Origin of the sequence: Methylocella sp., assembly GCA_037200525.1 — a bacterium.
GTDB lineage: Bacteria > Pseudomonadota > Alphaproteobacteria > Rhizobiales > Beijerinckiaceae > Methylocapsa.
The window spans coordinates 366236-381940 of record JBBCGG010000001.1 but is presented as its reverse complement, the minus strand read 5'-3'; the positions used below and the strand labels follow the sequence as shown (position 1 = coordinate 381940).

Annotated in this window: 9 protein-coding genes, 1 tRNA gene and 5 pseudogenes; 4 read left to right on the top strand and 11 right to left on the bottom strand. The window is 56.7% G+C overall.

Annotated features, from left to right (window positions below; all coding sequences use genetic code 11):
- Positions 1 to 32: 32 nt before the first annotated feature.
- Complete coding sequence (locus WDN46_01805; protein ID MEJ0092195.1) at positions 33 to 869, bottom strand: IS3 family transposase; 837 nt, start codon at positions 867 to 869, stop codon at positions 33 to 35.
- On the opposite strand from WDN46_01805, the pseudogene WDN46_01800 reads away from it, so the two are divergent.
- Positions 853 to 994, top strand: a pseudogene (locus WDN46_01800) (IS3 family transposase). The gene WDN46_01805 and the pseudogene WDN46_01800 sit on opposite strands and share 17 nt — an antisense overlap.
- 13 nt (positions 995 to 1007) lie before the next feature.
- Here WDN46_01800 and WDN46_01795 read toward each other — a convergent pair.
- Together WDN46_01795 and WDN46_01790 are read right to left on the bottom strand one after the other, a co-directional pair.
- Positions 1008 to 1863 (bottom strand): annotated as a pseudogene (locus WDN46_01795) (IS630 family transposase).
- Positions 1864 to 2053: 190 nt separating this feature from the next.
- The gene (locus WDN46_01790; protein ID MEJ0092194.1) at positions 2054 to 3508 is read right to left on the bottom strand and encodes a tyrosinase family protein; all 1455 of its coding nucleotides are present in this window, start codon (positions 3506 to 3508) and stop codon (positions 2054 to 2056) included.
- A gap of 388 nt (positions 3509 to 3896) precedes the next feature.
- On the opposite strand from WDN46_01790, the pseudogene WDN46_01785 reads away from it, so the two are divergent.
- A pseudogene (locus WDN46_01785) lies at positions 3897 to 4658 on the top strand (IS5 family transposase).
- A gap of 455 nt (positions 4659 to 5113) precedes the next feature.
- On the opposite strand, the pseudogene WDN46_01780 reads toward WDN46_01785, so the two are convergent.
- A pseudogene (locus tag WDN46_01780) lies at positions 5114 to 5368 on the bottom strand (multicopper oxidase domain-containing protein).
- Between the two features lie 45 nt (positions 5369 to 5413).
- Positions 5414 to 5725: a hypothetical protein gene (locus WDN46_01775; GenBank protein ID MEJ0092193.1), complete on the bottom strand. Its 312-nt coding sequence runs from the start codon at positions 5723 to 5725 to the stop codon at positions 5414 to 5416.
- Between the two features lie 1038 nt (positions 5726 to 6763).
- Here WDN46_01775 and WDN46_01770 point away from each other — a divergent pair.
- Positions 6764 to 7438, top strand: a pseudogene (locus WDN46_01770) (IS3 family transposase).
- Positions 7439 to 7704: 266 nt separating this feature from the next.
- On the opposite strand, the gene WDN46_01765 reads toward WDN46_01770, so the two are convergent.
- The 4 genes from WDN46_01765 to WDN46_01750 all read right to left on the bottom strand — a co-directional run bounded on the left by WDN46_01765 (position 7705) and on the right by WDN46_01750 (position 12917).
- Positions 7705 to 9510, bottom strand: a complete 1806-nt coding sequence (locus WDN46_01765; protein MEJ0092192.1) for a TIGR04141 family sporadically distributed protein — start codon at positions 9508 to 9510, stop codon at positions 7705 to 7707.
- Between the two features lie 79 nt (positions 9511 to 9589).
- Positions 9590 to 11944, bottom strand: coding sequence for a Z1 domain-containing protein (locus tag WDN46_01760; protein MEJ0092191.1), 2355 nt, complete (start codon positions 11942 to 11944; stop codon positions 9590 to 9592).
- Between the two features lie 392 nt (positions 11945 to 12336).
- Positions 12337 to 12413 (bottom strand) — tRNA-Arg (locus tag WDN46_01755).
- A gap of 300 nt (positions 12414 to 12713) precedes the next feature.
- Positions 12714 to 12917, bottom strand: coding sequence for a DUF465 domain-containing protein (locus WDN46_01750; protein ID MEJ0092190.1), 204 nt, complete (start codon positions 12915 to 12917; stop codon positions 12714 to 12716).
- Between the two features lie 256 nt (positions 12918 to 13173).
- On the opposite strand from WDN46_01750, the gene WDN46_01745 reads away from it, so the two are divergent.
- Positions 13174 to 13392: a DUF465 domain-containing protein gene (locus tag WDN46_01745; protein MEJ0092189.1), complete on the top strand. Its 219-nt coding sequence runs from the start codon at positions 13174 to 13176 to the stop codon at positions 13390 to 13392.
- A gap of 111 nt (positions 13393 to 13503) precedes the next feature.
- Here the strand turns inward: WDN46_01745 and WDN46_01740 are convergent, their stop codons facing one another.
- Both WDN46_01740 and mnmA read right to left on the bottom strand, forming a co-directional pair.
- Positions 13504 to 14085 (bottom strand): class I SAM-dependent methyltransferase, encoded by a 582-nt coding sequence (locus WDN46_01740; protein ID MEJ0092188.1) that lies wholly within the window; start codon positions 14083 to 14085, stop codon positions 13504 to 13506.
- A gap of 276 nt (positions 14086 to 14361) precedes the next feature.
- A complete protein-coding gene (mnmA, locus tag WDN46_01735) occupies positions 14362 to 15618 on the bottom strand; it encodes a tRNA 2-thiouridine(34) synthase MnmA (GenBank protein MEJ0092187.1) in 1257 nt (418 codons plus the stop codon).
- Positions 15619 to 15705 lie beyond the last annotated feature (87 nt).

Here is a 15705-nt window from a genome sequence, read left to right as displayed (position 1 = left end):
CATAGATCAAAAGAAATTAATAGGTCCTGAGCCTAGTTTTCGACGGCTGCTACGTCCTTTGCTTCCACCAAAGTACTTGCCTGTAAACGATATTCCTGCGGCGTTTGATTTCCGAGGCCCATGTGAGGATGGCTCTCATTATAGTCCCGTCTCCAAGCCTCGATCTGGACCTTCGCTTCATCGATGCTCTCGAACCAATGCAGGTTCAGGCATTCGTCCCTGAACGAGCCGTTGAACGTTTCGATAAAGGGGTTACCCGTCGGCTTGCCTGGCCTTGAGAAGTCAATCCGCGTGCCGTGATGATAAGCCCACAGATCGACCTGATGACCGGTAAATTCAGCGCCATTGTCGGCAAAAAGATACTTGGGGGCTGCGTGCTGACGCACGAGACGGTTCAAACATTCGACCACGTGTTCGCCGCGCAGACGCCGCCCGACTTCGATCGCCAGACTCTCTCGACTGAACACGTCAACAACTGTCAGGGTTCGGAACCTCTGCCCATTGCCGAGCTGGTCCTGCACGAAGTCGAGGCTCCAAGCTTCATGCGGCCGTTTCGGACAACAGCGTGCTTCTCGATGTACGGCCATCTTGCGACGTCGCGGCCGCTTGCTGCGCAGGACGAGGCCTTCCTCGCGGTAGATCCGGTAGATGAGGTTGCGCCCGATCGACCAGCCTTCGCGCTTCAGCATGATGTGCACGCGCCTGTAACCATAGCGGATGTGGGTCCGAACAATCTCGTGCATCCTTTGCCGAATTGCGGTGTGAGGGTTCGAGATCATCGGCTTCCTCTGAGTCGACCGATGCTGGCGCGTCAAAGCGCAGGCCTTACGCTCGCTGTAGCCGTGACACGCCGTCAAATTGCGCAACAAGACGCCAAAGCGGTGCGTGAAAAGCCAAGCTCCGCGACGATCGCTGCGCTGCCATCGAGACCACTGAGAGGTGGGCGATCGACTTCGTTCACGACCAGATGGCGACCAGTCGTAAAATCCGCATGGCGTGAAGAGATTGATGAGGCGGCCGATGGCGCGCCAAAGTCCGCTGACGGTTCGCTCGGCGGCTTTTCGCAGATGCGCTTTGAGTTACGAAAAGGCTTTTTAGTTTGGGTTGAAGTCAGGACTATAAGGCGGCGGATAAAGCAGGCTCGCGCCCGCCGCCTCGATCATCGTGCGGACGGCGGAACCCTTGTGGCTCGACAGATTGTCCATCACGACGATGTCGCCTGGCTTGAGTTCGGGGACGAGAACCTTCGCGACATAGGCCTCAAAGGCGTTCCGGTTAATGGGACCGTCGAGGACGAAAGGCGCCGCGATGCCGCTGATGCGAAGCCCGGCGACGAAGGTCGTCGTCTTCCAGTGGCCGTGCGGGACGCTCGCCCGCAGTCGCTCCCCGCGCGCGCAACGCCCATGCGTGCGGACCATCTTCGTCGAGGTCCAGGTTCTTCGTCGAGGTCCAGGTTTCGTGGATGAAGACGAGGCGCTCGGGGTCGAGATCGAGTTGGCTCTCGAACCAGTCCTGCCGCCGCTTCAGGACATCGGGCCGATCCTGCTCACTCGCGTGCGCGGTCTTTTTTTGCGCGTGATCTTGTGGCGCTTGCAGAAGCGCCACAGCGCGGAGACCCTCAACTGAGCGCCAGACTTCGCCAGCCGCGCCTTCAGCTCCGGTGGGGTGATGTCGGGCGCCTCGACAAGAACAGCCTGGATCAGATCGCCATGCCGCTCGGTGCGCCGCGATAGCCGATCGCCGCCTTGCGGCTTGGGACGGCCGTCGCCGCCCAAACCGCGCCGCAGCCTGACGGCAGGAAAACCCTTCATCAATGGCGGCCAGAACACGCGAGCGAAAGTCAAAAGGAAGAGACTTGGGCATGAAAGCCGGCCTCCTTCGCCAGCCCTCATCCTGAATCAGATCAATGCCGATTCGGGAATCCCAAAACTGATTCTATCAGCCCGAACTCCGCTCTAGCTTAGCGTGGACAACATGAACGTGGAACGGAAATTCAGAAGCATGTTTTCATCTTCAGAATAAATCGGTGCAAATCGATTTGCAGAATTTCTCGTTAATGAACTTCAACAGCCTCGACGGTCAGGCCCGCATCCGATCGGAAGCCGAATGACGTAGCCTCTGCCGCTGATGCCTCCGGCTTTTGGGCGGGCACCAGCCCCGACGTCGCTTCAAACGTCACCGTCACCTCTCGAGCGTCGGCAAGCCCCAGAGACTGCAGATGGCGCGCGATGTTATATTCGAAGGTGCGCGAGACTGGGCCTTCGTGTCCCATGCCCTCCATGTGGTCGAAGACGCCGAACCAATTGATGGTGCCGACGTATTCACGAGCATTCGGCTTGTCTGGACTCGACACGAACACACTGAGAAGCGCCCCGGGATCAGATCGCGCGCTGACGCCTTGCAAAACCAGAGTCGGCTGTTGCGGCGTTGCGGTCGTCGCGACATGGGCCTCCCGCGCGGGAAGACTGATCTTCACTGACGTGGTCGTTGCATTGAGTCGGAGGGGTTTCGCAGAGGCGGTCAAGGTTGGGATAGCCTGATCGGATGCGGCGGCTTGAGCGGCGATAACCTGCGGAGCCGACGCTGTCCGCGTGCAGTTGCTGTCATTGTCGTACACGTAGCCGAGTGCCTTGGTGTCGAGGAAGTCTTTGACTTGCCGCGTGACCTCCGCGCCCGTCTCGTCCACGAAGCTGAACGACTGGTTTTGCCAGTCGCCAGGCGCTTCGGTCGGATGCGCATGCTGCCAGCACGACCACATGCGGTCAATATTCGCGTGGTGCTCATAGAAAATCGGGTCATTGGCAGCCATTCCGACAAGACCCATGAGAGCGATTGGGCACGTCTGTCCCACCGAACAATGCACGTTGCCGTGAACGCCGCCCTCGATGTCGCCTTCATATTGCAATAAGGCAGTATCGGTCGTCAGCGGGCCGTCAATGTCAGTAATTTGCGGATTTAACGTCGCCAGCCCTTCGTTCAAAGCCTCGGAGCGCCGCCAGTCGTAGAGCGGCGAATTAATATCCTGAAAAGCATCCGGCAATGCCGTCTGGTTGGGATCCGTATAATCCCAATACGGCAACGTGAGCTTTGAATCGTTGGCGGCCCATTGCAGCACTCGCTCAAAGTAGTACAGGTACATTCTATGCCAGCCGAAGAAGTTCAACTGCTGATTTGGCGGCGAATGCTGACAGGTCGCCCATACAGCGCTTGCAATCGCGTCCGGCGGTGTCTGATCGGTTAGGCCGGGTTTGTCAGTCGTACCTATCAAGAACGGAAGAAATTGCGTCATCTGGAGTTGCGTAAGGCGCTTCTTCTGAGCATCGAGAGTTCCGAACTTACTCTTCGGTCCCAGATAGCCATGGATGTTAGCCCAGTATTTCCAGCTACGGCGGAAGTCGACAGAGTCTGGCGGGCTGGCGTCGAGTGACTTCATCTTTGCGACTGCCTTCTGAAGGCTGGCGAGCCGCTCGGCGCCATCCGGGCCGTTGATGAAATCCTGCCATTTCATCCGAATGTTTGGCGGAGCTGTCGACTCAGCTTGGAGACGATTAGCGGCAGAACCCAACGCAATGAGACATACAGTTGATTGAAGTGCGAACGAAAGTATTCGTTTCATGACATCGCTCCCTTGGTATCAACCACCGTGCCCGCATCGCTGCGCTCGATAATGCTCGCTCGACATCGGCCTTTTGATGCAGCTGCGCCAGGGACGGCAGCCACAAACTTCGCCCCGACCGGGCCTTCCAGCAGGCGGTCTCGATTCCTGCGAGAGCACGGTCGCGACTCAGGCCGGGTCGTCGATCGCAAGACCAACCAACCAGCGAAAACAGGTCTAGGCTCAGGACCTATTAATTTCTTTTGATCTATGATTCACAGTCTCCTGTGAGGAGGCTTTGATGGGTGATTTGTTTCTGTTGAGCGCGCGCCAGATGGCGCGAATTTCACCGCATTTTCCACTTTCGCATGGCGTGCCGCGGGTCGATGATCGACGAGTTGTGAGCGGGATCGTCTATGTAATCCGCTACGGCCTGCAATGGAAAGACGCTCCAAAAGGGTATGGTCCACACAAGACGCTCTACAACCGCTTCATGCGCTGGAGCCGATTGGGCGTGTTCGACCGGATCTTCGCCGCGCTGGCCGGCGAAGGGCCAAAGCCTGAGCGGATCATGATCGACGCCACCCATCTGAAGGCCCACCGCACGGCGGCAAGCCTTCTTAAAAAGGGGATGTTCCCCGTCGTATCGGGCGCACGAAAGGCGGCTTGAACTCCAAGCTCCACGCCGTCTGCGACGAAGCCGGAAAACCGATCATCCTGCTGCTTAGCGAAGGCCAGATGAGCGACCACAGGGGCGCACGGCTTCTGGCCGATACGCTGCCGCCTGCCTCAGCGCTGATCGCCGACAGAGGCTACGACAGCAACTGGTTCCGCAAGGCGTTGACCGACAAGGGCGTCGAGCCCTGTATCCCTTTCGACTAAAAGCCGCAAGCTTCCCATTGCCTTTGACAAGACGCTCTACCGCCAGCGTCACAAAATCGAGAACATGTTCGCCAAGCTGAAGGACTGGCGCCGCATCGCCACCCGTTACGACCGATGCGCCCACACTTTCTTCTCCGCAATCTGCATCGCAGCCGCCGTCGCCTTCTATCTCAATCAATGAGTCCTGAGCCTAGGTCGATCCGCTGCACCGGCTGCCGCTCCGAGCGCACCGAACAAAAGCTTGCAGCATTGCGCATACAGGCCTTCCAGCGAGATCGATGGATCAATGGGCGACCATTACTCGAATGCTGAAAGACTATCCGAGCGTCCTCCATTCCGCGCAGTAATCGCTCATCTCCCGGGTTCCTCTATGCTCGCGGCAAATCGCGGCAGGGATCAGACCGCTGCCTGCTGTGGGTAAACGATCGGAATTTGCGGATCGCGGCGCCATTCGTATTCGGCGGCTGCGGCGACGCGCTCGGGGTCCGCCTTCGCGTCAAGGAGCGGCCACGTGCCGACACCGCCGGGGATCATCAGCACGTCCGGCGGATTGTCGAGCGCCTGTTCCATGTCCAAATCGGGCAGGACCGAGGGACCGTTGACGCTCGTCACCTTCCCGACGCGACGCCCGATGGTCACATGGATATGGAATGGATGGCTGACCACATTTGATTTCAAAGTCCACTCGTCGGCGCCGCCGAGCATCAGGGTCCGATCGATTCGAGTAGGATCATAGGGATGCCCATTGATTTCGAAAAACGTGCCATTGAACTGATTGCCATCAACGTTGAACACCAGGGACTGCTTGCCGGTGAGCTCCTTGTCCTCGATATCGGGATGAGGCACGAAGCTGGTTAGCTTAAGACCGTTCTTGAGTTCATTTAGAACTTTCTCGCGCACCGGGGCCGGCATGTTGGCCGCGGCCGCTGCCTCGAGTTACGTGGCGATATAATCGGAGGGGTTACCTGGGACGGTCTCCCCTGGGCCGACCTGGACGAAGCCGAGGATCTTCCAGATTTGGCCGTCAGCATAGATGACGTCGAGATCGTAGGCGACCTCACGCGCATTGCTCACCGACGGCGCCTCAACGCCGGGCGTCAGCCCCAAATTGGAGAGCATATTTTGGGATCGCTCGGTGGTCGCCAAGGTTGGCGGTTGCGGGATCTCTGGCCCCGCGTCGGGTGCGTGGCCCGCTTCCGCAGCGGCCGCGGATTGCAGGAAGGAAACCTTTGCGACGGGAAGGGGCAACGCGACGAACGAGCCCTTAAGGCTGAGAACAGCGCGAATCCGGTCGGCTTTGCTAGGGATGGATCCGACAGAACTCGCACAAGTCGGACCAAGGGAACCGTCAACGGCTTGCGTGATAGGCAGGCTCGTTGCGGCGCCGGCACAGACCACATACGCAAAGGTTCTGATCGAAAGAACCATGATGGATACCTAATATTTTAAGTACATTTGTGCGGATATGGCGACTGTAACCGCACTACGCTCCCCAATGCGGAACTCTCACCTAGTTGAACAGTTTGACCGGTTGCCCGTCTACGTATGCATGGGTCGGTAGGTACTCAATAAGTTGTGGGAAGGTGTAACGACGGTCCTTCAGAGCTGTATCAACAGGAGACCACCCAGTACTGTTAGCCGGAGCGGATTGGTATAAAACAGATGTTGTGTCACACTTCAGCGAACCAGAGAGAAATTCACCGACAATATGACTTCCTAGATTACCTAGATGCTGAGAGTTCTCGTCAGCTTCGGCTTCGGCGAGAATCCAAAGCCATAACGGGTTCTTCCATGAAACCCATCTCGGGGAAAACCTGCACCGGCCAATCACAGGGCCAAGCCGATTGGCGAATGCACTCAATCATAAGGCACGGATTAAATCTGGTTGCAAGCGGCTTATCGACGTCCTGCCTAAGCCGCCGTCGCCGTTCAGCGAAGCCCGGACGATACCTCATCGGACATCAATTCGATGGCTACCGCCCGGCTGCTAGTCGTCCGGTCAGTGCTGCAACGAGCGGACCCCGTCAACTTGGTCCAAGGCGTGTTCAGTGCCCAGCTTTGTTCCTAACTGGTAGAAAAATGCCCCGCCGGGAGGATGAAACTGGGCACCGCTATGTCCTTGTTGCACCTATAGATTCCTGAAACCGCCCCGAATTTCGAGGTCCGCTGAGCGCCAAAGTCGGTCGCCTCGGAGAGCCCGGGGCGTCCCAAAGCAGACGTCGATGTGGCCTGCCGCCGGTTTCATGGACACCGAGAAAAGGTGCTTCATGAATCTGGAGGTGGGATATGGCGAGGCGCGTATTTAGTCGGGAGTTCAAGGTCGAGGCGGTTCGTCTTGTGCGCGAACGGGGTGTGAGCGTCGCACAAGCATGCCGTGACCTGGATGTGCATGAAAACGTTCTGCGGCGATGGGTTCGGGAATTGGGCTCCGACCCGAAGCAGGCCTTCCCTGGCCACGGACAGCAGAAGCCCGAGCAACTCGAAATCGAGCGCTTGCGGCGCGAAGTAACGAAGCTGAAGGCGGAGCGCGACATCCTAAAAAAGGCCGCAGCCTACTTCGCGAGGGAGTTGACATGAAGTTCGGCTTTATCGCGAAGCACCGTTCGATCTGGCCGGTGGCATGGCTTTCCGAAGCGCTGGGTCTCGAGATCTGGCTTCCATGCCTGGCTGCATCGCGGGCCAAGCGCCCGAACGATCGTTGACGAGGAACTGATGGCGAAGGTCAGTGCGAGCTTCATAGGCAGCGCTCGCACCTATGGCGCCCGAAGAGTCTGGCGGGATGTGCTTGCCGATGGCGTTTCCTGCGGCCTGCACAAGATTGAGCGGCTGATGCGGTCCAACGCCCTGCGGGCGCGGCCGCGTCGCCGTGGCCTGCCAAAGGACGAAGGCGAACGCTCGACTTCGGCCGTGGCGCCGAACGCGCTCGACAGGCAGTTCACGGCCGGTCAACCAAACCGCAAATAGATCGCTGACTTCACATATATCTGGACGGCCGAGGGCTGGCTGTACGTCGCTGCCGTCACAAGGGCACACTTCGGGCACGAGCACCTTGGCGATATAGGCCTCGAATGCATTGCGTTATCGACGGCGGCACTCCCTGCGAGGCGCGAGCTCAGCCGAGCACCGGGACCCCGTTTCATTGTCCTTGCAATGCGCTGGCGGCTTGCCCTACGCTGCTTCCGAGAATGGCCAATGATGTGAGGATGTATATCCATCGTCACTAACCTTCACCGAGACATTAAATCGAGTTCCGGTCGCGCTTTGTGAAATTTCCTTTGGGCAGCGCTTAATGTGGATAGTCGCGTCCAACCCCTGGCCGTCCACTGCTCGAACCAACTTCTTCTTCCCCTCTTGGACGACCTCAACCAGAATGTTCGAATAAGGCATGTGGCCGACTTTGCGTCGCTATGATCCGGTATGAATGTCAAAGCGCAAGGAATTCGTGCGAAGTCTAGCCGCTGCATATTTCGCATCAAACTCAGCTTTGAGAAAAGCGGAAGATTGGTAGATGCCAGCGCCGCATTTTTATGCGTGATGATGCCAAACACTATCTTGTATTCAGAATTAACAAACGGCGCGACGAAATTAGTCGGATCGGCGCCATTAAGCTTTTCCGTTATGATCGCGACCAGCTTTTCACGGGACGAGGTCTCATGTGTGATGAGCTCCACCGAATTCACGCCCTGATTAAATAAATGGCTCAAGTGCGATGAGCGTGTCGATATTTTGATGTGATAAAATACACCCCTGTGACCAGAGCTGGCGGTCGCATCAGCACGGGCGGTGTAGATGTCACAGGGCTCGATCGCAGTCGCTCCCGAGGGGCTAATGTCGGTTTGGTCAAGGCAAAGCAGCCCTGCGTGAGCCGCCGCCATCGCTTTGTTATACTTTTCTTCACTGTAGACGCGCTTCCCCTTGCTCATAACGTCGTGGTTATAAGGGGCAAGGTCGGTCGGTTCGCACTTTGCGTCTAAATAGGTCCGAAGTCGGGTCGCGAACGCCTTCTCGACCTTGTACCAGGCACCTTCGCACAGATGATAAATAGCATCGTCACCGGCAGGCTCGGTGTCGAAAATCAAGCTGCGGTAAAGACCATATGATTTGTCAGGAACACCTTCCGTATCAGTCAGAACTAAGCGGTACTCGCGTTTTAACTGCTCAATCGTAAAGGCGGCCACGCCTGCATCGCCCACATATTCAAAGAATTGTTCTATAGAGATGTCTGGATAAATCTGGCTCGTACCTTCTCCGCCACCGAACATGCAGCACGTGTTGTCTTTGTAGTCGACGATATCAGGTATGGTAAGTGTCGTTGCTCCGTCGTTGCCTTTAATCGAAGCAAGCAGCAGGGCGTCTAGAGGCGCAATGTCAGCGGGATTTCGGACCGGCGTAATGTTCTCGATATTCGGAAACGACGCCTTGTACCCGTCACTCTCATAGAGTTCGAGAAATCGTTCACAGCGATCTGTCAGCTCATTGGGTTCAATCTTGAGGCTGATTTTCAGGCTGGCCGACCCTGTCGCGCTCTTGAAGAGCTCTTCGAATTCCGGCTTCACCTTGCCAGTGAGGCTTTTGATAATTTCGCTGTTTGCGTCGAAATCGAGATAGGTCAGTTCAGTAGATATAGGAACTTGCGTCCGCTTCCGGCGTGCAGGTCCAGGTTCAACCATATCGGCGCTTCGTAGCTCCTTTGGATCAAGCATATTAAGAGTGACACGCAGGCCGAAGTCATATTCGTAGGCAACGTCTTTCAGATTGTGATGGACCTGTCCAAAGCAGATAACAAAACATCGTTGGCCTACCGGCAAGAACATCAAAGCCCCTTTGAACTCTTGCCAGATATCATCTTCGATGCCGAAATATGATCGCCACCAAGGGCGCTTGCGATCAGCGTCAAGGATGTAGAACGTCCCACCTTCCGGCAGGTGGTCGCCCTCTGTCGCCTCCAAACCGTGGTCGTCGACGAGAGAATTGTCGGCGTTGTAACCCTCTCGAAGTAGATATATAGAAAACGGCCTTGATTTGTCAGCCATGACTCCCCCTCGTTAAATAAATACTCTCAATATTTCTTCCTATTGACGGATCCGCTCCGCGCAATGGTCTTATCAATGCTCACGCCACAACCTTAGTCGCAAACACGCAAGGCTCTGCGTTGGTTGGGGCGATGAAAATTGGCCACCAAAATCGGTGGGCAGTCCATCCTCGCTCCTTCCCGCCTTCTTGCTGTAGTAAAACAAGCAATGGCTTCGAGCGAGGCGTGTCCAAGATTTTAGTTCGCAAAGCTGTACCAAGAATCGAACGACCTGATTTGTCGCCAGAACCTTCACGCGTCAACTCTCTGCCTGTCACGACGTGAAGCAAGATGTTACCATCGCCGCCGACGTATGCGTCGGTATAGTAATCGATAAGGCTCCGCATGGCGTTCCATTCGAATTCGGCGTCGTCAAACTCCATGCTGTCCTGAATGACATCAATAATTTCGACAGCAGTTTTCGGTTCGACCGAAACAAATTCCCCAGTGTCGCGCCATTCCGATTTAATCAGCTTCTCCAGCTTTGCCTGGATTGCGCCCATATGCGAGCCGCCGCGGGTTTCAAAGCCGGAGGGCAACAACATCCCATCGGCGGTCACCGACACCAGATCGCTTAGTAGCACCTTGTTCGGCGCGCAGGCTCTAACGCGCCGCTGCGCGTCCGTCTGGATGAAGACAACGCCGCGGTCGTTGGCGCCGGTTATGAACGCATTGCGGAGAGCGTTCTCGACACCGTTAATTGTGTATAGGCGGTCGTAGACAGCGCGCGAAGTGTAGAAGCGTGTAACGGCCATATCACGCAGTTCTCGATTCCCGTACATCCGCGAATGCTGTAGGACGGTGTCGGCCTGCATGAGCTTCGGGTTTCGCCCATAATAGAACGAGATCAAGTTCGGGATCGTGATGCCGCGGTCGAGAATGTTTCCGCCGACGTATATATTGTAAGGTGTCCGGAGTTTTAGCTCCGCCTTCCGATCGAGCAGAGCCAGGACGTCTTCGTCGGAATTGACCTTTGCTACAAGGACATCGTCGTTGCACAGCGCGTCAATAAAGACCTCAAACGATTCCTCGCGCGGCAGCATTTTTCCGCCATCCGCAGCAACGGACGATTCAAGATCGTCGAACGCTTGATCAAACATCGGGCGCAGCGTGTCGTGATCTTCTTCCGCGGCTTTTCTTATCGCGGAAAAGATCCAATCAATCACCAGATCTTGCCATGAGTGGGCAGATTTTTGCGTGTCATTGTGGATGACCATCGCATATTTCTTCTCGCGCTCTCCCGCTTCGCTCTGCTGCCAGCGACGAATGCCGGCAGCGACAACAAACGTAGTTATGGCGCGCCGCATACCTGCGGTGTTTGGGCTCTCCAAAACCCGATCGGCACTGATCCTGCGCTGATCGGGTCTGCGCAATGCGTCCTGCTCCTGCTCGGACACGTATACGATCAATTTCGAAAGGGGGTCCGTCGCGTCATGATCGCCGAAATAGTGATTTCCACCGATGTATCCTGAGTGGATAGGCAATAGTTCGGTGAAAGCCGGCCGCTTTGGTTTGAACACGTAATTTTGGCCATCGGCAGCGTCGTCATAATCCTCAGGTTGAAGATACAGCGAATAAGGAGTTGCAGTAACTTGCAGAAAGGCAACGCCAACATTGTCGGCTAAGTCACGGAGCTCGTCGAGTTGGCCTGCTATCGTTCCCTGATTGATTGTTTGCTCGCGCTTTTTCCTGAGGAAGCGAACGCTTGCGAGATCGGCCTCGTCATCGATGAGCAATACTTTGCGATTATGCAGGCTTTCCTCTGTCTTCATGAACTCGATGAGCTTCTCCAAATTTCGCTTCTGCTTCTTAGCAACGACGATAATCTTTCTAGAAAGTTCGCTTCGGGTCAGCCTTCCAGGCAATTTCATAATATCGAGGACCATGAACTCGTCCTCGTCGATGAACTCGGTAAAGTCATCGCTCAAGCGCGAGACGGTTTGGGCCGAAAGGGTTTTGGTGCCTTTCGTTACGACCAGCGCAATGTCAAAACCGCGATCGAACGCCGCCGCAATCACCCCAACAAAACCACGTGTTTTTCCAGACTGAATTTGCCCGAGCAGCATGCCCGGCTTGCTGGAGTTGGTCGCGGTCTCAAGCTGATCAACCACTTTATTGATACATTGGGCCAGCTCGTCGTTGTCGTTCCGGAAGTTCTTCAAACGCGAGTAGTAGGAGGATTTCGAATCTAGCGACGCGAGCTTGCGATTGTTTTTCCTAAGCCATGCCCGAATCTGGGAGCGGCGAAACAGCGGACCGGAGGCTAGCTCGGTCATCGGCTTAGGAAAATCTGCCGCCCTGACGCGCCAATTGGCGACCGCTTGGCTGGAAACGCCTGCTAGAGCGGCTATCTCGTTGATCCCTAGAATTTCGTGTTCCATCTTGCTGTCCAACATCTGTGTATTGTGTACACAGATATTGGACAAATCACGTGAATAAGGTCAACATAAATCGCCATTAATTTTGGCCATACGTGTTTATATGGGCCCTCAGCGTCGCATCCCGCACCCGCATGGACGTGATAAACTGCGAGCGATAGAGGAACAGATTGAGAACAACGGCGATTCATGGCATGCTTCGCGTAAGGTTCGCGGTGACCAAGGCGTAAACTGACGTCGGCGTGGTTTGAAGGCCGTGTACATCCTTGAACGGCGCACGGCAGCTGTCACCGAATCACCAAGTCCTCAAATTCGGCGCGGTGGCTATCGGGTGGCTATCCGGCGAAATGACTGAAAAACAATGCACGGACATACATCAATCGATTACAATATATTTTTCAACGATTTATTGGCGCACCCGAAGGGATTCGAACCCCTGGCCTCTGCCTTCGGAGGGCAGCGCTCTATCCAGCTGAGCTACGGGTGCCGACACAATCCCATCTCGCCATGAAGGTGGATCATGGACGCGGCGAGCGTTATGTTTTTCACTCTTAACCGATTTCGATGGCTCGCGCCAACCGGTATGATCCAAATAATATTTGGCTGAGACTCGACGCCGGCCGCCTCGTGAAACGAGCGCAATAATCTCATCCGAAAAGATAGATCTCGTCGGATCGGATTAAGCGTCAAAACAGTGAATAGAAATAATCGACGGCGATGCCAGGTATTTCACGGTCGATTTACGCATTTAAGATAATAGCGCGAAAGCATGGCGCGGCGCTTGAGTTCACGCAATTATGTTTTGATGCAAAGGCGGCAGCGCTGGATCGCCGCGCAACTTCGCAATCTCATCCTTCAGCTGCAGTTTTCGGCGCTTCAACTCGGCCAGTTTCAACTCATCGATAGCGGGATGAGCCAAAGCTTGCTCAATTTCTTTGCCCAGCGCATCGTGACGCTGCTCCAGTGCGACGAGGTGATTTTCGAGGGACATCTACAACTCCCTGTTTGCATAATGAGTTTGGCACAGTATGTCGCGTTCACGAAGAGTTTAAGGATTGTTTTGTGCAAAATTACGTAAAAGCAAACACTTGGACCATTTCTTGAAAGGCGCTTGGACCATTTCTTGAAGATGGACTGAAGACGTGCGCGCAGACCTTGGCGTTTGCCTTGCGCGAATGCGGTCGCCGACCTATTTTCGCGCGCGGGTTGAAGCATCGCGTTGGCTTTGACGGTTGGGGATTGAAGCCATGGCTGACAAAGGGGGAAATGAGGACCGCGCCATATTGCTGGCTGAACTCGAACATCTGCGCCAGGAACACCGCGATCTCGATGCTGCGATCGAGGCGTTGCTTCACCGCGGCGTTGTCGATCAGTTGCAAATCCAGCGGCTCAAGAAGCGCAAACTGATTTTGCGCGATCGCCTGACTTTCCTCGAAGATCAGCTGACCCCCGACATCATTGCTTGATCGCAACCCGCAAGCATAATCCCTTCAAATTGAACGGAGGATCGTGCCGTCTATTCTTCGTTCTGGCGCGTGATCTTATCCGAAAGGTCTGCAACTTCTCTGGATCATGCTCTAAAGCCGTTTGAGCCGCGCCAGCGTAAACAGCCCAAACGGCGCGAGCCTGCGACGCTCGAGGAGAACAACGTCGGGACGCGAGTCGATCCAATCGCCAAGGATCGACCATTGGAACCCTGGCCGCCAGCCGAGTTCGGCGCTGCGTTTGCCGAGCCACGCCTCGATCCAGGCGAGGGGTCCGGCGGCGGCTCCTATGTGATTGACGAGGATGATCTCGCCGCCCGGCTTCACGACCCGCGCGAGTTCGTCGAGACTCGCTTGGGGCTCCGGCACGACGGTGAGGACATAAGGCGCAACCACGGCGTCGAAATGGGCGTCGGGGAAGGCAAGACGCGTCGCGTCCATGACTATGAGGCCCTCGACATTATGCAACGCTTTGGCTCCGACGCGCCGCTGTGCGCGCCGCAGCATGGGCTCGGAAAGATCGACGCCGACAAGCTTGGTGCGGTGGTCGAACATCGGCAGCTCGAGACCCGTGCCGACGCCAACGTCGAGCACGCGGCCGCCAGGACGCTCGGCCGCCGCCGCCGCTGCTTTGCGGCCCGGCTTCAGAACCAGCGCGAAAACAAGATCGTAGATAGGCGCCCAGCGTGCGTAGGACGTCTTGACATGCTTGTTGTCGAGAACCGCGAAATCGTCGCCGCCGGCAGGCGCGTAGGGAAGGTCCAGAGCTCGAGCCCGAGCCCGGCCGGGAAAGTTTTCCTCTTTCACGGGCTCCGCCCTCCAACTGCCGCTGAAGCCTTCTCTCCGCGCGGACTAAGCTTCACTTTTACCCTGTTGTGGGAATCCATGCACCTGCCGAGCCGTTCCCGCTAGAGCAAAATCAACGAAATTGGGGAGTTTCGGTGAAAATGCTTACTGGAGCGGGCCGGCTGACTGCAAGGCGGCGCCATTTGAAATCCTGACTACGGAGCGGGCAGGTTCGGTCGAACTGATGAAACCGCCGCCAAGAACCCTCGCCTGCGGCTGATCGGAGGCATAGAAGACGCACGCTTGGCCAGGAGAGACCGCGTCCTCGTCATGCGCGAACTCAACAAAAGCGCCGTCCTCGCCGACATGGAGACGCCCCGGAACCGGCGGCCGGGTGGAGCGGACCTGCACGAAAATCTCGCGGCCCTCGCCGTGAAGGTCCTCGATCGCGCCGGGACCGATCCAGTTCAAGGACCGCAGATGAGCCGCCCGGGTCGCCAAGGCCTGGCGCGGTCCCACCACTACGCGCGCCTGCGCGGCGTCGAGCTTGACCACGAAAAGAGCCTCGCCCGCGCCCGCCTCGACTGAGCCAAGGCCAAGGCCGCGTCTCTGGCCGATGGTGTAATGGATGACGCCTGCGTGCCGTCCGAGCACACGTCCGTCGACATGCACGATGTCGCCTGGCGCAGCCGCGCCGGGCGACAGGCGTTCGATAAGATCGCTGTATTTCCTATTGGGGACAAAGCATATGTCCTGGCTGTCGGCCTTGTCGGCGACCACAAGGCCGAACCGTCGCGCCATTGCGCGAACCTCCGTCTTGGTCAGATCGCCGAGCGGAAAGCGCAAAAGCTCGAGTTGCGGCTTGGTCGTCGCAAACAGGAAATAGGTTTGGTCGCGGGTGGCGTCAAAGGCGCGGTAGAGCGCGCGATGACCGGTCTCATCGCATTTCGTAGAGCCATAATGGCCGGTGGCGAGGACATCCGCCCCGAGGTCCATCGCGGTCTCGAACAGATCGGCGAATTTGATTTCGCTGTTGCAGGATACGCAAGGGATCGGCGTCTCGCCCGCTACATAACTTTGCGCGAAAGGATTGATGACCTTCTCGCGAAAACGTTCTTCGTAGTCCAGCACATAATGGGGGATCCCAAGACGGGAGGCCACAAGACGCGCGTCATGGATGTCCTGCCCGGCGCAGCATGCGCCTTTGCGGTGGATCGCCTCGCCATGATCGTAAAGCTGCATGGTGACGGCTATGACGTCATAGCCTTGCTCTTTCAGCAGCGCCGCCACCACCGAGGAATCGACGCCGCCAGAGAGCGCGACGACGACGCGAGTTTCGGCCGGCGGCTTGTTCAAACCAAGACTATTGAGACAAGACTTGTTTAAGTCCGGATTCGCCGCTTGCGCGGAATTTTGGTTCATGGTCGGTCGCTCGTTCGATCTCATGGCCGCCATCAACCGTCCCCTCTGGTCGAATGGCGCGGCGTTTATTTGCTTCCAAAGTCAAGC